Origin of the sequence: Agrobacterium sp. BT-220-3 (assembly GCF_025910175.1) — a bacterium.
Classification (GTDB): domain Bacteria; phylum Pseudomonadota; class Alphaproteobacteria; order Rhizobiales; family Rhizobiaceae; genus Agrobacterium; species Agrobacterium oryzihabitans.
The window spans coordinates 258,837-282,181 of sequence record NZ_JAPAIX010000005.1 but is presented as its reverse complement, the minus strand read 5'-3'; the positions used below and the strand labels follow the sequence as shown (position 1 = coordinate 282,181).

Here is a 23,345-nt window from a genome sequence, read left to right as displayed (position 1 = left end):
GATGCGTCGTTGAGGGCAAGATCATGGCGGCTACGGTTGTCGGTACGGGCGGGGCGTCCATCCCCGCCGATCCTCCGATGGACAGGCGCAGGCTCATCGCGTTCTTCGCGATGGTCTTCGGCATGTTCATGTCCATTCTCGACATTCAGATCGTCTCCGCTTCGCTTGCGGAAATTCAGGCCGGTCTCGGTGCGGGCTCCGATGAGATCGCCTGGGTGCAGACGTCCTATCTGATCGCCGAAGTCATCATGATCCCGCTGTCGGGCACGCTGGCGCGCATCCTGTCCACGCGCGTGCTGTTTGCCACCTGTGCGGCGGGCTTCACAATTTCGAGCGCGCTCTGCGCCACGGCCACCAATATCGACCAGATGATCGTCTACCGCGCGATCCAGGGCTTTATCGGCGGCGGCATGATCCCCTCCGTGTTCGCCGCCGCCTTCACGATCTTCCCGCCGTCGAAGCGTTCGGTCGTCTCGCCGATCATCGGTCTCGTCGCCACGCTTGCGCCCACCATCGGCCCGACGGTCGGCGGTTATCTTTCCAATGCCTTTTCCTGGCACTGGCTGTTCCTCGTCAACATCATCCCCGGCATCATCGTCACCATCCTGACCTGGAGCCTGATCGATTTCGACAAGCCGGAAAAGTCGCTCTGGAAGAAGTTCGACTGGTGGGGGCTGATCTCCATGGCGGTCTTCCTCGGCTCGCTGGAATATGTGCTGGAAGAGGGCAATAACAAGGACTGGTTCAACGACGAACATATCGTGCTTGGATCCGTCGCCATGGTCATCGGTGCCGTGGTATTCTTCTGGCGCGCCTTCAAGGTGGAATTCCCTGTCGTCGATATCCGCGCCTTCGCCGACCGAAACTTCTCCATCGGCTCGCTGTTTTCCTTCGTCATGGGCATCGGGCTTTACGGGCTGACCTATCTTTACCCGCTCTATCTTGGCCGGGTGAGGGGCTATGATGCGCTGATGATCGGCGAGACCATGTTCGTTTCCGGTCTTGCCATGTTCTTCACCGCGCCGATCGCCGGCAAGGTCTCCACCAAGCTCGATCCGCGGGCGATGATGGCGATCGGCTTCATCAGCTTCGGCTGCGGCACATGGATCATGACCTATGTGACCACCGACTGGGATTTCTATGAACTTCTGATCCCACAGATCCTGCGCGGCTTCGGGCTGATGATGTGCATGGTGCCGATCAACAACATCGCGCTTGGCACCTTGCCGCCCGCCCGCATCCGCAATGCATCCGGCCTGTTCAACCTCACCCGCAACCTCGGCGGCGCGGTCGGACTTGCCGTCATCAACACCATGCTGTCGCAGCGCACGGACGATCATTATGTGCGGTTGGCGGAACATGTCAGCTATTCCAACCCGCAGGCGCTGGAATGGCTGAACAGTGTTGGTGCCAACTATGATTCCTACGGACTGGACGGCGCTTCCGTCGCGATCAAGAAACTGGTCGGCATGGTCTCGCAGCAGGCATGGATATTGGCCTTCGCGGATGTATTCTTCGCCCTGACGCTTTTGTTCGGCAGCCTGATCTTCATGACGATCCTGATCCAGAAACCCAAGGCAGCGCCGCCGCCAGACGCGGCGCACTAACAAGAATCCCCTCCCATCCACCGCAGAGCTGGGGCCGTCGGAAATGACGGCCCCTTTTTTGTTTTGAATATGGAGCGAGCGGTTGCCGCTTGTTTCTTCTCCCCGCCGGGGAGAAGTCCGCGGCAGCGGGATGAGGGGGCAAGGGCAGAGATATTCGGAGAGCTTGCCCCCTCATCCGACCCTTCGGGCCACCTTCTCCCCGGCGGGGAGAAGAAAACAAGCCGCAATGTCGTCACAGGAACTACGCCCAATTCATGATCCCGGCTTTCGGCAAAATATGAGGTACGTACATCATTTTTCGGTTTACCTCGCCCTCAAAGCTGGATATTCAAAGGAGAGGGGAGGAACCATGAAGCCGACAGTTCACGACATCGCCGAGAGGGCGGGCGTCAGCCTTGCTACCATCGACCGGGTGCTGAACATGCGCCCCGGCGTGCATGCGGCGACCCGGGCGCGGGTGGAGGCGGCGATTGCCGAGCTTGGTTATGTGCGCGATATCGCCGCCGCCAATCTGGCCAAGGGGCGCAACTATTCGCTGGTCTTCATTCTGCCCGGCAACGACAATTCCTTCATGGCGACGTTGCGGGCCGAGGTACGGGCTGCAGCCAGCCGCGCCCATCTGGAACGCACGGCAATCCGCATCATCGAGGTGCCGCCCTTCAACGCCGCGGCGCTGACCGAGGCGCTGGAGGTTGCGCGGCGGGAGAAGCCGTCGGGCGTCGCTTTCGTCGCCACCGATTCAGAAGATGTGGCCGAAGCGGCAGACCGGCTGGCGGATGACGGCATCGCCAGCGTCACGCTGGTTTCCGATCTCTCCGGCTCGCGGCGCGACCATTATGCCGGCGTTGACAACGTCGCGGCGGGGCGCACGGCGGCAAGCCTCATGGGGCGTTTCCTCTCCGGGCGCAGCGGCGATATTGCGGTCGTCGCCGGCTCCATGCTGGTGCGCGACCATCGGGAGCGCCTTGAGGGTTTTCGCACCGTCATCGAAAGTGAATTTCCGGAGTTGCAGCTTCTGCCGGTGCTGGAGGGCAGGGACGATCCCGCAGCCGTCGAGGCGCTGGTCACCGAGGCGATGGGCAATGGCGCGCTTTCCGGCATCTACAGCCTTGGCGCGGGTAATCGCGGTCTCATCCGCGCGCTCCGAGCTGCGGGTGGCGAGAGGCCGCTTTCTGTCATCGCCCATGAACTGACGGAAAACACCGCCAATGCACTGCGGGAAGGGGTGCTCGATGCCGTGCTCAACCAGGATGCCGGCCATGAGGTGCGCAGCGCCATCCGGGTGCTGAAGGCCCGCGCCGATGGGCAACCCGTCATCGCCGCGCAGGAACGTATCCGTATCGACATATTCCTCAGGGACAATCTGCCCTGAGAAAACCGCATGAACTTTGGCGCATGGAGCGCCGGAATGGAGAAATACATGTATCTCGGTCTCGATCTTGGAACATCCGGCATCAAAGCCCTGCTGATGGATGGCGATCAGAAGATCATCGGCTCGGCCAACGGATCGCTGGACGTCTCGCGCCCGCATCACGGCTGGTCGGAACAAAACCCGGCCGACTGGATCTCTGCCGCCCAGACAGCAGTCGCCGGGCTGAAGCAGAAGTTTCCGAAGGAATTGGCCGCCGTCAGGGGCATCGGCCTTTCCGGCCAGATGCATGGCGCGACGCTGATCGACGCTGCCGGCAAGGTGCTGCGCCCGTGCATTCTGTGGAACGATACGCGCTCCTACGCCGAGGCTGCCGAACTCGACGCCGATCCGCGCTTCCGCAAGATCACCGGCAATATCGTCTTCCCCGGCTTCACTGCGCCGAAACTTGCCTGGGTGGCGAAGAACGAACCTGAAATCTTCGCGAAAGTGGCCAAGGTGCTGTTGCCGAAGGATTATCTGCGGCTGTGGCTGACCGGCGAATATATCTCCGAAATGTCCGACTCCGCCGGCACCTCCTGGCTCGACACCGGCGCGCGCAAGTGGTCTGCCGCGCTTCTCTCCGCCACCGGGCTGGATGAAAAACACATGCCGTCGCTGGTGGAAGGCACCGATGAGGCGGGCGTTCTGCGGTCCGAACTCGCCTCCGAATGGGGCATTGCGGGCAGGGTGGTGGTTGCCGGTGGTGCCGGCGACAACGCGGCTTCCGCCTGCGGCATGGGCACGGTGAAGGAAGGCCACGCCTTCGTGTCGCTTGGCACCTCCGGCGTGCTGTTTGCCGCCAACGCCTCCTATCTGCCGAAGCCGGAAAGCGCCGTGCACGCCTTCTGCCACGCGCTTCCCAACACATGGCACCAGATGGGTGTCATCCTGTCCGCGACCGATGCGCTCAACTGGTATTCCCGCCTTACAGGCAAGTCCGCAGCCGACCTGACAGGCGAACTGGGCGACGAACTTCTGGCCCCCACCGGCGTGACCTTCGCTCCTTATCTTTCGGGCGAACGCACGCCGCATAATGACGCCGCCATTCGTGGTTCCTTCATAGGCCTTTCGCATGAAAGCGACCGGCAGGCGCTGACGCAGGCCGTGCTGGAAGGGGTTACCTTCGCCATCCGCGACAATCTGGAAGCGCTGAAATCAGCCGGCACCTCCATTTCCCGCGTCACCGCCATCGGCGGCGGCTCACGCTCGGCCTATTGGCTGGCCTCGATTGCGACTTCGCTCGGCGTGGCGGTCGATATTCCGGCTGAAGGTGATTTTGGTGCTGCCTTCGGCGCAGCTCGTCTCGGCCTCATCGCGGCAACCGGGGCCGATCCAGTCGCGGTCTGCACCCAGCCGCAGACGGCGCGGACAATCGAGCCGGTGGCGGCGCTTGGTGATGCCTATGAGGAGGCTTACCGGCGGTATCATGCGCTTTACCCGGCAATTCGGTCGCTCTCGCATTGAGGCTTCTAGTTCGCCGCTTACCCCCCTCTGCCCTGCCGGACATCTCCCCCTCAAGGGGGGAGATCGGCAAGGCGCTACGCTCATCACTTCAGATGCAACGATAGAGGTGGGCGGGACGGCCCAACAATTCGATCTCCCCCCTTGAGGGGGAGATGTCCGGCAGGACAGAGGGGGGTAACCACGCCCTCCATCATTTTAACCCACCAAGGAGGATCATCATGAGCACAGGTTTTTTCGGCGATATCGGCAAGATAAAATATGAAGGCCCCGACAGCACCAATCCGCTGGCGTTCCGCCACTACAATCCCGACGAGATTGTCGCCGGCAAGCGCATGGAGGATCATCTGCGTTTCGCGGTGGCCTACTGGCACACCTTCACCTGGCCGGGCGGCGACCCCTTCGGTGGCCAGACGTTCCAGCGTCCATGGTTCGAAGACACCATGCAGGCCGCCAAGCTGAAGGCCGATGTCGCCTTCGAATTCTTCTCGCTGCTCGGTTCGCCCTTCTATTGCTTCCATGATGCGGATGTGCGCCCGGAAGGCCGGAATTTTGCTGAAAACACGAAGAATCTCAACGAGATCGTCGATTATTTTGCTGAAAAGCAGGCGCAGACCGGCGTGAAGCTTCTCTGGGGCACGGCAAACCTCTTCTCCAACCGCCGCTTCATGTCGGGTGCAGCGACCAATCCTGATCCGGATGTCTTCGCTTTCTCGGCCGCAACGGTGAAGACCTGCCTTGACGCCACCAAGAAGCTTGGCGGCGCGAATTATGTTCTCTGGGGCGGCCGTGAGGGTTACGAAACCCTGCTCAACACCGATCTTTCCCGCGAGCTGGACCAGATGGGCCGTTTCCTCAATCTGGTGGTGGAATATAAATACAAGATCGGTTTCGAAGGCACGATCCTGATCGAGCCGAAGCCGCAGGAGCCGACCAAGCACCAATATGACTACGATGTCGCGACCGTTTATGCCTTCCTGCAGAAGAACGGTCTGGAAAAGGAAGTGAAGGTCAATATCGAGCAGGGCCACGCCATCCTCGCCGGCCACTCCTTCGAGCATGAACTGGCTCTCGCCAATGCCTTCGGCATCTTCGGCTCCATCGACATGAACCGCAACGATTACCAGTCCGGTTGGGATACCGACCAGTTCCCCAACAACGTGCCGGAAATGGCGCTTGCCTATTACCACGTGCTGGCCGGTGGCGGCTTCAAGAATGGCGGCACCAATTTCGATGCCAAGCTGCGCCGCCAGTCGCTCGATCCGCAGGACCTGCTGATCGGCCATATCGGCGGCATGGATTGCTGCGCCCGAGGCCTGAAGGCGGCGGCGAAGATGATCGAGGACGGCGCGCTGTCCAAGCCGCTTTCGGAGCGTTACGCCAAGTGGGATTCGGCTGAAGCCCAGAAGATGCTGCGCGGCGAGCTGAAGCTCGACGAGATCGCGGCACTGGTGGAGCGCGAGGATATCAATCCCGAGCCGAAATCCGGTCGTCAGGAATATCTGGAGAACGTGGTCAATCGTTACGTTTGACCGGGTCTTTGTTTTCGAGAAAAGAAGGCGGGGGAACATCTCCCGCTTTCGTCGTTTCGGTTTGGTTATTCTGTCGCAACATACTCGACGTCATCCTCGGGCTTGACCCGAGGATCCATGGTGCGCCGGGTTGTGGATCCTCGGGTCAAGCCCGAGGATGACGTCGAGTTAGCGAGTCAAGTTGAGCGTCATCTCTGTCAGGCGCGGACACTCTTTCCTCCGACATCCTTCCTCGCCAATCACTTACCCCAAAACATCTCCCCTTCCATCCGCACCCGCCCATTCCGTCGCATCATTCCCCTGCAACCGGAACGGAAGGGCGATACGCGCGGCGCCTTTTGCGGACCGGCGGCCGGCATCGACAAGCATGGTTCTGGCAGGCCGTGTTCCGGAAAGGCATCCCGCCGGGCCAGAGGCGGGAGGGGCTGAACCGGTAGGTGCCGTGAAAAGGCTGTAACCAACGGACCTGCGACGGTCCAAAGATACGGCCCGGCAATTGCACGACTTTCACCACACTGACTTACACCCGCATTTGCCGGGCCATTCCCTTCTGCCGCCACGGCGGCGCTGTTGTGGCGCCCGTGCATCTAAAGCGCTTTGGATTGACGGCGACGCGCTGCTGAAACGTTGCAGTTTTTGCTCATTCGCTTCTGTACCTATTTCCCCACATGGTCTAAACCGCTGCTGATCTTTTCCCGCTCGATGGATGATGAAAGGGCCTCTCCGATGACCGATCCCAAAGCGCTAGCAGCCCGTTTCCCCGGTGATTTCCTGTTTGGAGTCGCAACTGCCTCCTTTCAGATCGAAGGCTCGACCAGGGCAGACGGCCGCAAGCCCTCGATCTGGGATGCCTTCTGCAACATGCCGGGTCACGTCTTCGAGCGTCACAATGGCGATATTGCCTGCGATCACTATAATCGCTGGGAGGACGATCTCGATCTCATCAAGGACATGGGCGTCGAGGCCTATCGTTTTTCCATCGCCTGGCCGCGCATCATCCCTGATGGCTTCGGCCCGATCAACGAGAAGGGGCTGGATTTTTACGACCGCCTCGTCGATGGCTGCAAGGCGCGCGGCATCAAGACCTATGCGACGCTTTACCATTGGGATCTGCCGCTGACGCTGATGGGCGACGGCGGCTGGGCCTCGCGTTCCACCGCCCATGCCTTCCAGCGTTATGCCAAGACCGTGATGGCGCGGCTGGGCGACCGGCTGGATGCGGTGGCAACCTTCAATGAGCCCTGGTGTGCGGTATGGCTCAGCCATCTCTATGGCATTCACGCGCCGGGCGAGCGCAACATGGAGGCAGCCCTTGCCGCCATGCATCACATCAACCTCGCCCACGGTTTCGGTGTCGAGGCGTCCCGCCATGTCGCGCCAAAGGTGCCGGTAGGACTGGTGCTGAACGCCCATTCCGTCATCCCGGCCTCGGATAGCGAAGCCGACCTTAAGGCTGCCGAGCGGGCATTCCAGTTCCACAACGGCGCGTTTTTCGATCCGGTCTTCAAGGGTGAATATCCGGCGGAGATGATGGAAGCGCTCGGTTCACGCATGCCCGTGGTGGAGGCGGAAGACCTCTCCATCATCAGCCAGAAACTGGACTGGTGGGGCCTGAATTATTACACGCCGATGCGCGTCGCAGACGACGCCACCGAGGGGGCGGAATTCCCTGCCACCACACCGGCCCCCGCTATCAGCGACGTGAAGACCGATATCGGATGGGAGGTGTATGCCCCGGCGCTCAAGTCGCTGGTGGAAGACCTCTACAAGCGCTACGAGCTGCCGGATTGCTACATCACCGAAAACGGCGCCTGCTATAATATGGGTGTCGAAAATGGCGTGGTGGATGACCAGCCGCGTCTCGACTACTATGCCGAGCACCTCGGCATCGTCGCCGATCTGGTGAAGGACGGCTACCCGATGCGCGGTTATTTCGCCTGGAGCCTGATGGACAATTTCGAATGGGCCGAGGGTTACCGCATGCGCTTCGGCCTCGTGCATGTGGATTATGACACGCAGGTGCGGACGCTGAAGAACAGCGGCAAATGGTACAGCGCCTTGGCGTCGGGCTTTCCGAAGGGAAACCATGGGGTGACCAAGGGGTGAGGCGACGCCCTAGGGCACCGGTCTCTCGCCATGGTCAGCATTCGAACAATGCGCCTCCTCATCCCTGTGCTCGTCACAGGGATCCAGTCAGCCCAAGTCCTTGGGCTGAGAGGAGTCTTTCCGCCACGCAGACGCGTGTCGGCTGGATTCCTGTGACGAGCACAGGAATGAGGGTTGGGGGGGCGGCCGTGCATGAACTTTACGCCCCGCATCCGGTAGCAGGCGACGTGCCAGCGCCCGCCGCCATAAAGTTCTTTCTCCTTATTATCAGTTTTCCAAACTTTTTTATCGGTTACCCCGCGGTGCCTGCTTGCGTCCGCCATCCCGCCTCCTATGTCAGACGGGCTACGAAGGCGTAGCACCCGTTCTGGCATCCAAGGGGCAGGGCGGGTTGGTCCTCCCAGGGAAAACGAACATGCTTATCGAAAAACTCAACTGGCGTTACGCCACCAAGAAAATGGACCCTTCCAAGACTGTTGCGGAAGACAAGGTCGAGCGCATCGTCGAGGCGGCGCGGCTTGCGCCCACGTCCAGCGGTCTGCAGCCGTTTGAAGTGATCGTCGTCACCGATCCGGAAGTGCGCGCAAAGATCCGCGAGATCGCCTGGAACCAGGCGCAGGTTACCGAGGGTTCGCATCTTCTGGTGTTTGCGGCGTGGGACAATTACACCGAAGAGCGCATCAACCACATGTTCGATCTGGTCAATGAGGAACGCGGTATCCGGAATGAGGGATGGGAATCCTATCGCCAGATGCTGCTCTCTTCCTATCCGCAGCGTGACGAGCAGGTGAATTTCGAACATGCCGCCCGCCAGGCCTATATTGGTTTCGGCATGGCGGTGGCGCAGGCCGCTTTCGAGGGTGTCGATTCCACCCCGATGGAAGGTTTCGATCCGGCAAAGCTGGATGAAATCCTTGGCCTTCGTGCAAAGGGCCTGCGCTCCGTCACCATCCTGCCGCTCGGATATCGTCAGTCGGAAGGCGACTGGCTGGTGAACCTGAAGAAGGTTCGCCGCCCGATCGAGGAATTTGCGAGCCGCGTCTGATTTCCAAGGCACTCGCAAAGTCTTGACCGCCGCAAGGCCGCAATGACGGCTTTGCGGTAGATTTTTCCTCTGATTTCAGATAATTGAAAAATCATCCCTGTTAAAAGATGGCGCCTGCGGGCAAGTATGCGCCATCGAAATGCCGATCCCCGGCATCTCTTGAGTGAAAGCCTGACGAAATGACCCGGACAGTCACCCGGAAAATCAGCTGTCATCGAATGTGCCATCCGGCCGCATGAAGAGAGCGGCTGTCTGCCGCAACAGGATTTTTTGAGACCCGATCCGTCACGCGTTTTCCCAGAGTTTTCAATGAGTTTTCAATCCAGCGCGGCATCGCCCGCGACCCCGCCGAAGGCGGTTTCAGAACTGGCGGTCAAGGACCCGATGGTCACGTTCGAAGGCGTGACCAAGACATTTGGCGGCGCCGATGGCAAGCCGGGCTTCGCAGCCCTTGCCGGCATCGACTATGTTGTGCCGAAGGGCTCCATCACCGGCATCATCGGCCGTTCCGGTGCGGGCAAATCCACCCTTATCCGCCTTGCCAACGGTCTTGAAAAACCCTCCTCCGGCCGCGTCATCGTCGATGGCGTCGATGTTGCAGCCCTTGATGAGAAGAGCCTGCGGACGCTTCGCCGTTCCGTCGGCATGATCTTCCAGCATTTCAATCTCCTGTCGTCGCGCACCGCTTTCGACAATGTGGCGCTGCCGCTTGAAATTGCCGGCCTTGGCAAGAAGGAGATCGAAACGCGGGTAACGCCGCTGCTCGATCTCGTCGGCCTTTCCGATAAGGCGAAGCGTTATCCGGCGGAACTCTCGGGCGGGCAGAAACAGCGTGTCGGCATCGCCCGTGCGCTTGCCACGCAACCCAAGCTGCTCCTGTCCGACGAGGCGACGTCGGCGCTCGACCCGGAGACGACCCAGTCCATCCTCGAGCTTCTGAAGCGCATCAATGCCGAACTGGGGCTCACCGTGCTGCTCATCACCCATGAGATGGAGGTGGTGAAGACCATCGCCTCGCAGGTGGCGGTCATCGACAGGGGCCTGATCGTTGAGCAAGGCCGCACCTTCGATATCTTCACCGCACCGAAACACGAGACGACCCGCAGCCTGCTGTCGTCCTCGGTCGGCGTGAAGCTGCCGCATTGGGTGACTTCGGGCTTAAAGCCGGAAGCTGCGGAAGGCGACCGCGTTCTCGTGCGGCTGGTGTTCTTCGGCGAAACGGCTTTCCAGCCGCTGACCGCCCGGCTTGTGGCTGAGATCGGCCCCGATGTGAACATCCTTGCCGGCACCATCGAGGAAATTTCCGGCGAACCCTTCGGTTCGCTGGTTGTCTCCTATCCGGCCACAGCGGAAATCACCGCCCGCGCCAGCCGCTTTTATACTGAGACCGGTCTTCACACGGAGGTGCTCGGTTATGTCGCCTGATATGATTTTCAACCTTCTATTGAAGGGCCTTCTGCAAACGCTGCACATGGTCGCGGTCGCCGGTATCGTCGGCTCGATCATCGGTGTGCCGATGGGTGTTTTCCTCGCCACCAGCGGCAAGGGCGAACTGTTCCCCGCGCCGATGACGAACCGCATTCTCGGCCTCGTCGTCAACGCGGCGCGCTCAACGCCCTTCATCATTCTGGTGGTGGCGATCATTCCTTTCACCCGTCTCGTGGCCGGCACCTCCATCGGCACCAGCGCCGCCATCGTGCCGCTCACGGTCGCCACCGTGCCTTTCATTGCAAGGCTGGTGGAGGCGGCGATCCGCGAAGTGGACAAGGGCCTGATCGAGGCCGCCCGCGCCATGGGCGCGACACCGTTGCAGATCGTCACGAAAGTCCTGCTGGCCGAAGCCAAGCCCGGCATTACGCTTGCTCTTACGCTCACGCTCGTCAGCCTCATCGGTTATTCGGCGATGGTCGGCGCTGTCGGCGGCGGCGGGCTGGGAGACCTCGGCATTCGCTACGGTTACCAGCGTTTCATGCCTGACGTGATGCTGGCCGTGGTTCTGGTGCTCATCGTGCTGGTGCAGCTGGTGCAGAGCGCCGGTGACCGCCTTGCCCGCAGCTTCGACAAGCGGACCCGCAAAAACTGATAAAGCCGTTCAAGAACAACAATCCCAAGAATAACAAACCCAAGGAGACACCCATGAAGAAAATCATCCTCGCGGCTTCGCTCGCCGCTCTCTTCACCGCCGGTCAGGCGCTGGCCGAGACCATCAAGATCGGCGTAACCCCCGCCGAGCACGCGCAGATCATGGAGCAGGTCAAGAAGATCGCGGCGACCAAGGGTCTGGACATCGACATCGTCGAATTCTCCGATTATGTCGTGCCGAACCAGGCGCTGAACGATGGCGAACTTCAGGCCAACTCCTTCCAGCACCAGCCTTACCTCGACAACCAGATCGCCGACCGCAAGTTCGATCTCGTCAGCGTCGGCACCACCATCACCACCCCGATGGGCGTTTATTCGAAGAAGGTGAAGAACCTCGACGAGCTGAAGGACGGCGCGACCGTCGGCATTCCGAACGACCCGACCAATGGCGGCCGTGCGCTGCTGGTTCTCGCTTCCAAGGGCGTGATCAAGGTCAAGGAAGAAGCCGGCCTGAAGGTAACGCCTGCCGACATCACCGAAAACCCGAAGAACATCCAGATCGTCGAGCTTGATGCTGCCCAGCTGCCGCGCTCGCTTGACGACACCGATGCCTCTGTCATCAACACCAACTATGCGACGGCTGCCGGCCTGAACCCGAAGAAGGACGCCATCGCCATCGAAAGCGAAAAGTCCCCTTACGCCAACATCATCGCCGTCCGCGCGCAGGACAAGGACAAGCCCTGGGTGAAGACGCTGGTGGAATCCTACCACAGCCCGGAAGTGAAGGCCTTCATTCTGGAGAAGTACAACGGCACGGTCATCCCGTCCTGGTAATCCTGTCGGTTACGGCAAAAATGACGACCTCTCCCGGTTACGGGGGAGGTTTTTTGTTTTTGGGCCCGCGTGCAACCACGTTTTCTGAAAACCCCCCATGATTTCGGGGAAGGATTTTTCAGGTTTTTACCCCGACTGTCGTTTTATACCCGTTGTTTTTTGGGGCTGCGTCACAATCCGGCTTAACGGCTTCTGAATGTTTCCTTCGCAAGATGATGCTTTCGAAGGGGATTTTATGCGGATTGCGCCGCGAAACATTGGGGAATACCTGCCGGTCGGGCGAAGAACGGCCGTGGGCGTCGTATTGTCCACATTCGCGCTCGTGCTTCTCATCGTCACCGCGCTCGTCCTCTCCGCCTTGAGCCAGGTCAGGGAAAAGGCGAATTTGCTGGACAACGCCCGTTCGCGCGAGACGACGGCCGGCGCGCTTGTCACCTTCCGCGAGCAGCTCGGTGCGACCCTGAATGACTATGCCGCCTGGGACGACGCGGCGGAATATGTGTATGCCCCTGATCGCTTCGACTGGGTGGCCAGTAATTATGGCGACATGACGGTCAACAACGAGCTTTTCGATACCGCCGTCGTGCTTGACGAGGACGGCAAGGTCCGCATGGCCTATCAGAACGGCAAGCCAGCCTCCTGGAAGTCGCAGAGTTATTTCTCTGGCGGCGTGAGGGAAATGATCGAGCGCGTTCAGTCCATGCGGCCAGGCATTACCTCTCAGGTGACCGGTTTCGTCAAAACGCGCGATGGCATCGCTGCCGCAGGCGTGGCGCTGGTACGGTTGAAATCGGGAGCCTTGCCGCCGGTTGGTTCCGAGCGGCGTTATCTGATTTTTGCGCGCCATCTCACGCAGGCGACAGTGGACAAGCTCGCCCGCAATTACGTCATCGACGGGCTGCAACTGGAATATGGCGACGGACCTGCCGAAAACCATGTGGATATCGTCAACCCGCTGGGCGATGTGCTGGCGCGGCTCGTCTGGCGCTCGCATCTGCCGGGGGATGTCAGCTTTCATGATGCGCGCCCGGTCGTCTTTACCGCGCTCGGCATTGCGGGAACGTTCTTTCTCGTCCTTCTCATCATCGGCTCTGCCACGCTTGACCGGCTGAAGGCCGATGAAGCGGCGGCGCGGGAGGAGGCCCTGCGCGATCGCCTGAGCGGGCTCAGCAACCGCGCCGGCCTGTTTTCCAAGCTGAACCGCATGGTGGGCAAGGCCCGGCAGGACAAGACGGACATCAAGCTGCTTTACCTCGATCTCGATGGCTTCAAGGAGATCAACGATTCCTACGGCCATGCTGCTGGCGACAGGCTGATCAAGGGCGTGGCGGCGGCGCTGAGGGTGCTGGTGCCGGAAGGTGCCGTGCTGGCGCGGCTTGGCGGCGATGAATTCGCCATTGCCATTCAGGGCAATGACGTATGGTCGGAGGGCCGCAAACTCTGTCAGGCGCTGCTTGAACTTTTCACCGAGCCCTTCAGCATCGGGGAGCGGGTGGCGAGCATCGGTTGCAGCATCGGTACCTCGGTTTCGAGGGCCGGCGATATCAATGGTGAGGAACTGCTGCGCCGCGCCGACATGGCCATGTATCAGGCCAAGGAAAACGGGCGCGGGCGTTACGTCTCCTACGAGCTGAAAATGGATGCGCTGCGCGAAGAAAAGCTGCAGCTTGAGGCGGATCTGCGCCACGCCATTCTGAATGACGAAATAACGGTGGTCTACCAGCCGGTCGTCAGCGCCGCCACGCGCTGCATCACCGGGGTGGAAGCGCTAGCCCGCTGGCAGAGACCGGGATACGGCTTCGTGCCGCCGGATATCTTCATCGCTGCTGCCGAGACCAGCGGCCTCATCGACCGGCTCGGCCTTATCGTTCTGCACAAGGCCTGCGAGACGGCGGCGCAATGGCCCTCCATCAAGCTTTCGGTGAATATCTCACCCGTGCAGTTTCGCAATCCCGCCTTCTCCCGCCACGTGGCGGATATTCTCGCCGCCACGCAGACGCCGACCGAAAGGCTGCGGCTGGAGATGACGGAGGGATATTTCATCCAGCATCCGGAACGGGCAAGTGCGGCGATCGACAAGCTGAAACAGCTTGGCCTGCACATAGCGCTCGATGATTTCGGGGCCGGCTTTGCAAGTGTCGGCTATCTGCGCCGCTTCGGTTTCGACCGCATGAAGATCGACCGCTCGCTGATCATGGCGCTCGAAAAGGGCGGACGCTCTCTGCAAATGCTGCAGGCGACGGTGGCGCTGGCGAAATCGCTCGATATCCCGGTCACCGCGGAGGGTGTCGAGACGGAAGAACAGGCAGCCATCCTGCATCTGTGCGGTTGCGACGAATTGCAGGGTTACCTGTTCTCGAAACCGGTCGCCGCCGAAGTCGTCACCGCCATGCTGGAGGAGCAGACGGCGCCGCTGTTTGCGCTTCGGGCAGGGGCGTAAGCGGCTGGCTTTACTTGCGCAGGCGTGCGGCGGACAGGCGCTTCCTCCATATTCGAGGTCGTCCTCGGGCTTGACCCAAGGATCCACAATCAACCGCGACAATGGATCCTCGGGTCAGGCCCGAGGATGACGCAGGAAAGGTTAACCATCTGGTATCCGGCTGGGTTTACTGCCGACCCGTTACCGACCCAGATGCCGCTCGCCGCGCTTCTTGGCCAGTTCGATCTGCTGCTGCCGGTCGCGGAAGCGCTGGCGGTCCTCTTCTGTCCGGTCGTCGTAACAGCTCGGGCAGGAAACGCCTTCCTCGAACAGCGGGGATAACCGCACTTCCGGCGTGATGGGGTTGCGGCAGGCATGGCAGAGCTTGTGGTCGCCTTCGGCAAGCCCGTGAACCACCGAGACACGCTCGTCGAACACGAAGCAGGCGCCTTCCCACAGGCTCTCTTCCTCCGGCACTTCCTCCAGATATTTGAGGATGCCGCCTTTCAGGTGATAGACCTCGTCGAAGCCCTGTTCCTTCATGAAGGCCGTGGCCTTTTCGCAGCGAATGCCGCCGGTGCAATACATAGCGATCTTCGGCTTGTTGTGCAGGCCGGGATTGTTCTTCACCCAGTCGGGAAACTCGCGGAACGTCTTGGTCTTCGGATCGACCGCGCCTTTGAAGAGGCCGATGGCGGTCTCGTAGTCGTTGCGCGTATCGATGACGATGGTATCGGGGTCTGAGATCAGCCCGTTCCAGTCGCGTGGCTCGACATAGGTGCCGACGATGCGGTTCGGATCGATATCCGGCACGCCCATGGTGACGATCTCTTTCTTGAGCTTCACCTTCATGCGCACGAAGGGCATGTTCGACGCGCGGCTTTCCTTGTGCTCCAGAGCGGCAAATTCCGGCTGGGCGCGCAGGAAGGCAAGCACGGCGCGAACGCCCGCATCCGGCCCGGCAATGGTGCCGTTGATGCCTTCGGCCGCCAGAAGCAGCGTGCCCTTGACGCCATTTATCTGGCAGAGCTCGAACAATGGCTCGCGCAGGCTTTCGAACCGCGGCAGGCGGGCGAAATGATAAAGGGCTGCCACAAGGAAATCGCCAGTAATGCCAGGGGCGACGTCCGGGCGGGGGAGAATGGTGGTGTCGGTCATGGGCGCTGAAATACAGCGACGGCGGCCGCAAAGCAATATTTATCCGCCATCGCCGGTATTTTGAAAATCGTCAGATATCGGACAAAGGGAGCAAAATGTGGGGCGGTTCGTCACTTAAATCCGCGTTGGTGAGACCGCAAAACCCCTCTTCCGTCATCCTTGGGCTTGTCCCAAGGATCTAATCACGCCGCGCAAAATCGAAACGTTGCAGATCCTCGGGACAAGCCCGAGGATGACGTCGAGTGGGTGGGACGTTCCCTTCGTCGCCTTCCCGCCTATTTCCCCGCATGCCGCCACAGGAGGCCGACGATGCGGCTTTCCGTGCCAGCGGATTCGGAGAAGACTTCGTTTGCCAGCTGAAGACCTTCGGTGCGCAGCGCCTGCTGCCTCTGGATGATCGCATCGAGAAGCAGGGCGAGCCTTTCGCCATTGCCGAAACGTTCCGGCTCCCGATCGGCGACGGCGGCAAGGACGGAGAGATCATGCTCATGGCCGAGTATGTCGACCAGCCTTTTGGTATCGGCCCTTTTTGCGCGCATGGCGGAGGGCCAGATGCGGCGCAGCAGGCCGAGATGCATCCAGTAGGCCTGACCGGCCTTGCGCAATTCGTGGAAATGCTCGACGTCGGCGTGGTCGTGACAGTCGGCAAGCGCCTGGCGCGCCCGTTTTCTCTGCTTTGACCAGCTGGTTCTCACCAGCCGCGTGGTGTCTTTCACCTCGTCCGTTAGCGACAGCGCCTTCAGCCTCTCGCGTCCCGCCTCGCATCCGGCGATGGCCGCCGAAATGGCGTCGTCGAGGCCTGCCTCATGTTCGATGGCGTGATCGCGGCGCTTGCGCAGCATCGCCGCGATGGAACGCAGCGCCTTGCCCTGCGCATCGGAGAGCGCGAAAGGTTCGAGATAATCCGCCGTCTCCACCAGTGCCGTCGCATCGCGCGCAAAGGCGAGCGAGCGGGCGATGTCGCGGAAACGGGCGTTTTCCTCACGGCTGAAATCGGGCGCACCCCTGGCAACGAGGCGGTAGAGCGCGCGCAGCCGCTTGAACCGCTTGCGAGCATCATGCACCGCTTCGTGCGGGCCGGACGGCCGGTCACGAAGGATGGTTATCGCATCGTCGATCAGTTCCAGCCCGGCACGACGGATTTCGTCGTCAAAGGGCTTTTTAGGGTCAATTCTGAAAGGCATCCGACAATTCTCCATGCGGATTGTCCATGGCCAGCGACTGGTTGGAAAAGCGGCGGTCGCCAGTCACTTCCCTGCCAAGCCAGGAGGGCAGATCCGGATCGGCATTCTCGTCGTCCATCTCCACCTCCGCCACCACCAGTCCCTGATATCGGCCTTCGAAAACATCGATTTCCCAGGTGAAGCCGCCGTGATCGACGGTGTGGCGTGTCTTTTCGATCACCACCCCCGGCGCGCTCGCCATCATCTCTTCCGCGTCTTTGAGGGGAATGGCATATTCATATTCGTCGCGGACAAGCGCGCTTGCGCCGATCTTGATCGTCAGTGTCGCGTCACGTCCGTTGACGATCCTGACCCTGACGGAACGATTTTCCAGCGAGGCGACATATGCCTGCCGAAAAGCCATGCTATGCATCACCTCATTGCGCCATTCACCGCCTGCAACAAGAAACTTCCGTTCAATTTCCTTGGCCATGCTGTCTCCGCAAACTGGTGCGCCAGATTATCGCAAGATGAGGTCGCGAAGAAGCGAATTGATTGAAGTATCTGGATAAAAAATGGCCCCGTCATGCCTCGACATCAAAGCCGGGGCAGGCTAATCGGTAAACGGGATTTCAATCGTTTCAATCGCGCAAGGGAGGCTCATCTTGGCCCAGGACTCCGAAAAACTGCTCTCCATCCTCAAACTCCAGCCGGTCGTTCCGGTGCTGATTGTGGATGATGCCGCTTCCGCCGTGCCGCTCGCGCGCGCCCTCGTCGCAGGCGGCCTGAAGGCAATCGAGATCACCATGCGCACGCCCGCCGCACTCGACGCCATCCGCGCGGTCGCAGCGGAAGTGGAAGGCGCCAATGTAGGCGCCGGCACCATCCTCAATGCGAAGGATTTCGAAGCGGCGGCGGAAGCGGGTTCCACCTTCATCGTCAGCCCCGGCATCAACAAAAGCGTGCTCGAGGCCGCGCGCGGCTCCAAGGTGCCTTTGCTTCCAGGCGCTGCCACCGCAAGCGAGGTTATGGCGCTGCGCGACGAGGGCTACAAGGTGCTGAAGTTCTTCCCCGCCGAACAGGCCGGTGGCGCGCCTTATCTCAAGGCACTGTCCTCGCCGCTCGCCGGCACGGTGTTCTGCCCGACCGGCAGCGTCTCGCTCAAGAACGCCAATGACTATCTTTCCCTGCCGAACGTGGTGTGTGTTGGCGGTTCCTGGGTTGCCCCGCGTGAACTGGTGGCCACCGGCGACTGGGCTGGTATTACCAAGCTTGCCGCCGAAGCCGCAGCCCTTCGCGGCTGATCTGCACGTCTTCAAGCCCGTTCACGAAGGCGTGAGCGGGTTTGACATTTGTATTCGCGCCACGACTTCCTATCTCCCCTGTAGATTTGACCCTTACAGGAGATTTTGATGTTCGACGCCAAGAAGCTTCTTGAACAATTCCTCGGCTCACAGGTGCCGGGCCTTTCGGGAAGCGTCCGTGACAGAGCCGGGCAGGCCGCCGATATCGCCAAGAACAATCCCTTGAAGGCCGGTGCGCTCGCCGCCGCCATTCTCGGCACCAAGACCGGCCGCAAGCTTGCCGGCAATGTCGCCACCATCGGCGGCGTCGCGGCCATCGCCGGTCTCGGTTATCTCGCCTACAAGAACTACAAATCCGGTGAGAAGCCGGAAGTGGCGCCGAAACCCGAGCCGGAGCTTCTGGCGCCGCCGGCCGATTCCGCCTTCCATCCGCAATCTCCCGCCCTTTCCAACGATTTTGCGCTGAAGCTCATTCAGGCAATGATTGCTGCGGCCAAGGCCGACGGTCATATTGACGAGAACGAGCGCGCCAACATCATGGAAAAGGTGCAGGTCTCCGGCCTCGACACGGAAGCGGAACGTTTCCTCGAAAAGGAACTGGCCGACCCGCTCGATATCGACGCGCTGGTGGCCGCTGCCCGCACCGAAGAGCAGAAGGTGGAAATCTACACCGCCTCGCGCCTTGCCATCGAGGCCGATACGCGGGCGGAACGCGGTTATCTCGACCTTCTCGCCGGACGGCTTGGGTTGCCGGATGCGCTGGTCGATCATATCGAGGCGACGGTGGTGGCTGCGAAGGTTTGAGGTAGTGCTTTGGGCTTGAGCATGAGGGTGTGAGCGTGTGGCTCACCCCCCTTTGCCCTGCCGGGCATCTCCCCCTCAAGGGGGAGATTCACCCCGGACGATCTCTCGGCCATCTTCAATGTTGCGAGGGAGCGAGCGTTTCATTCTGGCTGATCTCCCCCCTTGAGGGGGAGATGCCCGGCAGGACAGAGCGGGGTGAGCCGCACCCACCAAGGCATAACCCCAGCTGCCAACGGCCACAGCAATACACGCCACTTCCCGGTTGTCATCCCGCCCCGCTTGGCCTAATCCTTCTCCCAGACAATGGGGAAGAGAATGCGCGATCTGAATGATTTTAGGGGATGTCCGGCGCCGCAGCCGGTGACGCTGAAGGGCCATTATGTGACGGCGGAGCCGTTTGATCGCGACAGGCATCTTGCGAGGCTCTGGGCGGCACTTGGCGGCGAGGGGACGAATACGCTCCTCAAATATTTCCCGCAAAGCGCCTTTCCCAATGCCGACGCTTTCGGCGACTGGTTGTTGAGCGCGGGTGAGAAGCTCAACTGGGTCACGCTGGTCTTCATTGAAAACGCCACCGGCGATATCGTCGGCATGGCGAGCTACATGCGGCCCGATCCCGCCAATGGCGTCGTCGAGGTGGGCTCAGTCGCCCATGGCGCGAAGATGAAGCGTTCACCGCTTTCCACCGAGGCCCATTACCTGATGGCGAAACATGTTTTCGAGGATCTGGGTTACCGTCGCTACGAGTGGAAATGCCATAACGACAACGAACCCTCCAAGATCACGGCGAAACGGTATGGTTTCACCTTCGAGGGCGTTTTCCGCCAGCATATGATCTCGAAGGGTGCAAACCGCGATACGGCGTGGTTCTCGATGATCGACGGTGAATGGCCGCTGATCGGCAGGGCCTTTGAAATCTGGCTTTCGCCGGAAAATTTCTCCGCTGACGGCACACAGAAGCGCAAGCTTGAGGATATTCGTGCGGAGCTTGCCAATGCCAGCGCCTGACAAGCCCACGCCGCAGAAAAAGGACGGGTCCCCGGCCGTTGCCGCCGTCCTCATCATCATCGGCTTCGGACTGGTGTTTTACGTCATGCCGAAAATCATGCTGTGGCTGGGAAATTATTCGCCCTGGCTTGCGGCCGCCTTCGGCACGGTGGCGGTGCTCTGTTTCTTCCTGCTGTTCTGGCTGCGCGCCCGTTATCAGCGCCGTCGTGACGGCTAGGGCAGGCTGCGCAGTTTTACTGGAAATGCCCTAGAGCTGAAGCGACGCGCCGAGCAGCATCAGGCCCATCAGCAACACGAACAGCGCACCGGCGATCTCGATCGCGTGGCTGATGCCCGCCGCCTTACGGCTTCCGGGGCCAGCGAAGCGCACGGCAAGACCCTTGGCCGATACGGCCATGATGGCAAGCAGCGACACGGTGATGGCGGTGCCGAGCGACATGGCGAGGACCGAGAGCACGCCGCCGAGATAGAGCCCGTTCAGAAGCGCAAAGCTCATGACGATGATGGCGCCCGAGCAGGGTCTGAGGCCCACCGCGATGATGGCCGACCATGCTTCGTGCAGGCTGAAGTTCTTGCCCTTCAGAAGCATGGGATCGGGCGCGTGGGACTTGCCGCAGGCCGTGCAGAGATCACCGGTGCCGTTGTGGTCGTGGTCGGCAAAAACCGGCTTGCCCTGAAACCTTAGACCCGTACCCATGCCGGTGGTCTTGGCTGCCGCCGCTTGCCCTGCCGCCGCGAAAACCGCGACCGGTTCACGCCTGATGCGCAGTGACCAGAGTTTGCGCACCAGCAGCCAGGCGCCGAACAGGGCCACCATGGCAAAACTGGCGATCTCCATGGCCTGCGTGGCCTTCGTCATGGTGATGGAGGTGCCGCGCAGCACCAGCCAGGCAGCACCGACGAGGCCGATGGCCACCGCACCCTGGAGGAGTGCGGAAACGAAGGAAATGAGAATGCCGCGTTTCAGCTGCGTTTCATTGGCGATCATGTAGGAGGAGATGACCGCCTTGCCATGGCCGGGGCCGGCAGCGTGGAAAACACCATAGGCAAAGGAAAGGCCGATCAGCGAGCCAAGCGCCCAGCCGTCCTCGCGCATGGCTTTCAACGCACCGGTCAGCGCCCGGTAAAACATCTGCTGGTGCACATTGATCCACTGCATCAGCGGCGCAAAGGGGCCGCCGACGGAGAAGGACGGTTCGGCCGAACCGATGCCGAGCGGTGACTGGGCGTGGGCGGCGCCGGTAACGGCAACGAGACCGATGGCGACGATCATCAGCTGGCCGGCCAGGCGCCCGTTACGGCTCAGCATGTCACCTCCAGCCGGGTGGCGAACATCTTGGTCATGTCGGTGCCGGTCGGATCGTTGAAAAAGGCGTCGGTCAGGGTGCTCTGGTTCTGGGCGAGCACTTCATCCGGATCGGGGCGGACGACATGGTGCTTGCAGGCGTTCAAATCCTTGCCTTCGGTTGCCAGATCGGCGTCTTTCGCAAAATCGATCGCCGTATACATGGTCGGATCCCAGGCGCCGAAGCTGAGCTTGCCCTTGATGGCGAGCGGCTTGGTCGGCTTCACGGAAAAGAACATCAGGATCTGGTTGTCCCTGTAATCGACGTGAATGGCCTCCGGCTTTCCGAACGCAACCGGTTTGCTGTCGGCGGTAATGAAGGTGTAGTAGGAATATTCGGCAAGCGATTCCAGCACGGTATTGCCGATTTCGGCGAGTTCGTCCTTGTCGAGCTTCAGGTCGCTGTTCTTGTCGTAATCCATCACCACGCTTGCAGAGAACATCTCGTCAAAGCGCCAGATGTTGCGCACTTCCTGAATGGTGCCGTTCGGCCCCTCGACGATTTCCATGCGCGCTTCGGCGAAAATATGCGGATGCGCCACGGCGGCGACGGGAACGGAGGTCAGGCCGGCCGCGAGAAGCAAAAAACGTCTTTTCATTATCCGGTCTGCCCTGCCTTCGAATCTTGAAGGTCTGACTCTAGCAGAAAATGGGACCGAATTTCGACCTGCCGCGCTCTTCCATAACAATGCGCCGGTGCAGACCAGCGAATGTTTCAGAAGGTGCCGCTGAAACGCGAGGTGACGCTGGAGCCGCTATAGGAGAGATCGGTGTCGCGCTCGCCATGCAGAAGGCGGTTGAATTCCACCTCCAGCTTGCTGTTCTTGCCGGTATCGAAGGAGAGCGTGGCGACCAGCCTGCGCTCGCTGCTGTCGTAGTTGTAATAGATCCAGTCCTTGTGGACACGCCGCAGCGAAAGATCGAGCCCCAGCCGGTCGGTAAGCCTGCTCTTCACGACGAACTGCCAGCGGCGATGGAACTCGGCAATGGGATCATCGGGGTCAAAAAGCGCATAGTCCTGCGAGAAGCCCGCTCCGAAGGCGATGCTTTCACTCGCCTTCACTTCCGCTTCCGCCCGAAGGTAGGGCCTGGTGCGCTTCACCTTGTCGCTGATTTCGTCGCCGGAGATGGATGTCAGGCCGGCCTCGGCCAGAACCGCGAAGTGCTCTGAGAATTTGTAACCATAGGCAAGCGAGCCGCGCAGCGTGCTGGCCGGAAAACGCTCATATCTCTCCTGCTGGCTTTCCGGCACGAGGATGCGGTCATAAGCAAGGGTCAGCCCGGCCTCGCCACCGGCCAGCGGCCTTTCATGCTCGGCCTTGAACGACAGAAGCGCTTCATTGGCCTCCAGGCGGGTGGGTTCGAAATAGGCGGGCTTGAACCGTGCCTTGCCCTTCATCAGGCTGGCAAGGCTCGCCGTCAGCGTGGTCTTGCCGCCGAGCGCGAGAATGCCGAGCTGGGAGGAGGCCTCCAGCTTGTGATCCAGTTGCCGGTAACCAATGTCTTCCTCCGGCAGATGTATGAAGATATCGCCGGCATCGCTGCGCGTACCCCGCAGTTCCACCGCCCATTCCAGCCGTTCGGAAAGCCGCCTGGTCAGCCCCAGCGTGGCAATGGTGTTGTGTTCATTGGCGAAGCGGTAGCGGGGGAGGCGGACCTCCTCGTGATCGAGCGAATACCGCAGTTCCGCCCCTTCCAGAGCGATCTTTCCATTGAGCCCGAGCCCGGTGCGCAGCGACACCGCCTTCAGGCGATTGGTGTCGGCGAAATAATTGGTGTCGCTGGAGATGCCGGATCTGTAGGTGATGTTATGCTCATCGGCCTTCTCGCCCGCCCGCACGATGCCGGTGAAGGCAAGCCCAAGAACAAGTGCGATGCATCCCCCCAGCCGCATTTGCATCTCCGGTTGCTAATTAAGCAATATCTTATAGTTGGATGGTTAACAAAGTCTCCGTCATGATTTTACTGCCGCAGCCGTAAAAGATAGAAGGCGGCACTGTAATTCCTTCAGGAGAGGCAGGCCCGTCTATGTGAAAATTTATTAAATTCATGAGTATTAGCGTTAA

At 60.7% G+C, this 23,345-nt stretch carries 20 protein-coding genes; 14 read left to right on the top strand and 6 right to left on the bottom strand.

All coding sequences use genetic code 11. The annotated features are described in order from the left end of the window. Nucleotides 1–23: 23 nt before the first annotated feature. The 10 genes from OK142_RS16185 to OK142_RS16140 all read left to right on the top strand — a co-directional run bounded on the left by OK142_RS16185 (nt 24) and on the right by OK142_RS16140 (nt 14,518). Nucleotides 24–1,607, top strand: coding sequence for a DHA2 family efflux MFS transporter permease subunit (locus tag OK142_RS16185; protein WP_035243163.1), 1,584 nt, complete (start codon nt 24–26; stop codon nt 1,605–1,607). Between the two features lie 349 nt (nt 1,608–1,956). Further along, nucleotides 1,957–2,979, top strand: a complete 1,023-nt coding sequence (locus OK142_RS16180) for a LacI family DNA-binding transcriptional regulator (RefSeq protein ID WP_498683889.1) — start codon at nt 1,957–1,959, stop codon at nt 2,977–2,979. A gap of 48 nt (nt 2,980–3,027) precedes the next feature. After that, entirely contained in the window at nt 3,028–4,482 is a 1,455-nt protein-coding gene (xylB, locus tag OK142_RS16175) for a xylulokinase (protein WP_498683927.1), read from the top strand. A 218-nt stretch (nt 4,483–4,700) separates the two neighbouring features. Next, a complete protein-coding gene (xylA, locus tag OK142_RS16170; protein WP_498683885.1) occupies nt 4,701–6,011 on the top strand; it encodes a xylose isomerase in 1,311 nt (436 codons plus the stop codon). A 726-nt stretch (nt 6,012–6,737) separates the two neighbouring features. Further along, a complete protein-coding gene (locus OK142_RS16165) occupies nt 6,738–8,117 on the top strand; it encodes a GH1 family beta-glucosidase (protein WP_498683884.1) in 1,380 nt (459 codons plus the stop codon). A gap of 415 nt (nt 8,118–8,532) precedes the next feature. Further along, on the top strand, nt 8,533–9,162 hold the full coding sequence (locus OK142_RS16160) for an NAD(P)H-dependent oxidoreductase (RefSeq protein WP_082184878.1): 630 nt from the start codon (nt 8,533–8,535) through the stop codon (nt 9,160–9,162). Between the two features lie 309 nt (nt 9,163–9,471). Further along, the gene (locus OK142_RS16155) at nt 9,472–10,587 is read left to right on the top strand and encodes a methionine ABC transporter ATP-binding protein (protein ID WP_498683882.1); all 1,116 of its coding nucleotides are present in this window, start codon (nt 9,472–9,474) and stop codon (nt 10,585–10,587) included. Then, complete coding sequence (locus OK142_RS16150; RefSeq protein WP_035226075.1) at nt 10,577–11,245, top strand: methionine ABC transporter permease; 669 nt, start codon at nt 10,577–10,579, stop codon at nt 11,243–11,245. The genes OK142_RS16155 and OK142_RS16150 overlap by 11 nt, the downstream gene beginning before the upstream one ends. A 53-nt stretch (nt 11,246–11,298) precedes the next feature. After that, a complete protein-coding gene (locus tag OK142_RS16145; RefSeq protein WP_142170202.1) occupies nt 11,299–12,078 on the top strand; it encodes a MetQ/NlpA family ABC transporter substrate-binding protein in 780 nt (259 codons plus the stop codon). 196 nt (nt 12,079–12,274) lie between these two features. Continuing rightward, the gene (locus OK142_RS16140; protein ID WP_164056856.1) at nt 12,275–14,518 is read left to right on the top strand and encodes a bifunctional diguanylate cyclase/phosphodiesterase; all 2,244 of its coding nucleotides are present in this window, start codon (nt 12,275–12,277) and stop codon (nt 14,516–14,518) included. A gap of 180 nt (nt 14,519–14,698) precedes the next feature. Here the strand turns inward: OK142_RS16140 and trhO are convergent, their stop codons facing one another. From trhO to OK142_RS16125, 3 genes are all read right to left on the bottom strand, one after another. Continuing rightward, the gene (trhO, locus tag OK142_RS16135; protein WP_498683878.1) at nt 14,699–15,655 is read right to left on the bottom strand and encodes an oxygen-dependent tRNA uridine(34) hydroxylase TrhO; all 957 of its coding nucleotides are present in this window, start codon (nt 15,653–15,655) and stop codon (nt 14,699–14,701) included. Between the two features lie 275 nt (nt 15,656–15,930). Beyond that, nucleotides 15,931–16,839 (bottom strand): CHAD domain-containing protein, encoded by a 909-nt coding sequence (locus OK142_RS16130; RefSeq protein WP_003499138.1) that lies wholly within the window; start codon nt 16,837–16,839, stop codon nt 15,931–15,933. Continuing rightward, a complete protein-coding gene (locus OK142_RS16125) occupies nt 16,823–17,311 on the bottom strand; it encodes a CYTH domain-containing protein (protein ID WP_498683875.1) in 489 nt (162 codons plus the stop codon). The genes OK142_RS16130 and OK142_RS16125 overlap by 17 nt, the downstream gene beginning before the upstream one ends. A gap of 172 nt (nt 17,312–17,483) precedes the next feature. On the opposite strand from OK142_RS16125, the gene OK142_RS16120 reads away from it, so the two are divergent. The 4 genes from OK142_RS16120 to OK142_RS16105 all read left to right on the top strand — a co-directional run bounded on the left by OK142_RS16120 (nt 17,484) and on the right by OK142_RS16105 (nt 20,151). Next, on the top strand, nt 17,484–18,122 hold the full coding sequence (locus OK142_RS16120) for a 2-dehydro-3-deoxy-phosphogluconate aldolase (protein ID WP_003499143.1): 639 nt from the start codon (nt 17,484–17,486) through the stop codon (nt 18,120–18,122). Nucleotides 18,123–18,230: 108 nt separating this feature from the next. Further along, nucleotides 18,231–18,926, top strand: a complete 696-nt coding sequence (locus OK142_RS16115) for a tellurite resistance TerB family protein (RefSeq protein ID WP_082184874.1) — start codon at nt 18,231–18,233, stop codon at nt 18,924–18,926. A gap of 315 nt (nt 18,927–19,241) precedes the next feature. Next, nucleotides 19,242–19,934 (top strand): GNAT family N-acetyltransferase, encoded by a 693-nt coding sequence (locus OK142_RS16110; RefSeq protein WP_216332043.1) that lies wholly within the window; start codon nt 19,242–19,244, stop codon nt 19,932–19,934. Then, a complete protein-coding gene (locus OK142_RS16105) occupies nt 19,921–20,151 on the top strand; it encodes a hypothetical protein (protein WP_003499149.1) in 231 nt (76 codons plus the stop codon). Before OK142_RS16110 ends, OK142_RS16105 begins: the two co-directional genes overlap by 14 nt. A 30-nt stretch (nt 20,152–20,181) precedes the next feature. Here the strand turns inward: OK142_RS16105 and OK142_RS16100 are convergent, their stop codons facing one another. The 3 genes from OK142_RS16100 to OK142_RS16090 all read right to left on the bottom strand — a co-directional run bounded on the left by OK142_RS16100 (nt 20,182) and on the right by OK142_RS16090 (nt 23,173). After that, nucleotides 20,182–21,243 carry a nickel/cobalt transporter gene (locus OK142_RS16100; protein WP_313616146.1) on the bottom strand — a complete coding sequence of 354 codons (1,062 nt, stop codon included), beginning with the start codon at nt 21,241–21,243 and terminating at the stop codon, nt 20,182–20,184. Then, nucleotides 21,237–21,878, bottom strand: coding sequence for a DUF1007 family protein (locus OK142_RS16095; RefSeq protein ID WP_003499153.1), 642 nt, complete (start codon nt 21,876–21,878; stop codon nt 21,237–21,239). Before OK142_RS16095 ends, OK142_RS16100 begins: the two co-directional genes overlap by 7 nt. Before the next feature lie 116 nt (nt 21,879–21,994). Next, nucleotides 21,995–23,173, bottom strand: a complete 1,179-nt coding sequence (locus tag OK142_RS16090; protein ID WP_498683871.1) for a hypothetical protein — start codon at nt 23,171–23,173, stop codon at nt 21,995–21,997. Between the last annotated feature and the right edge of the window lie 172 nt (nt 23,174–23,345).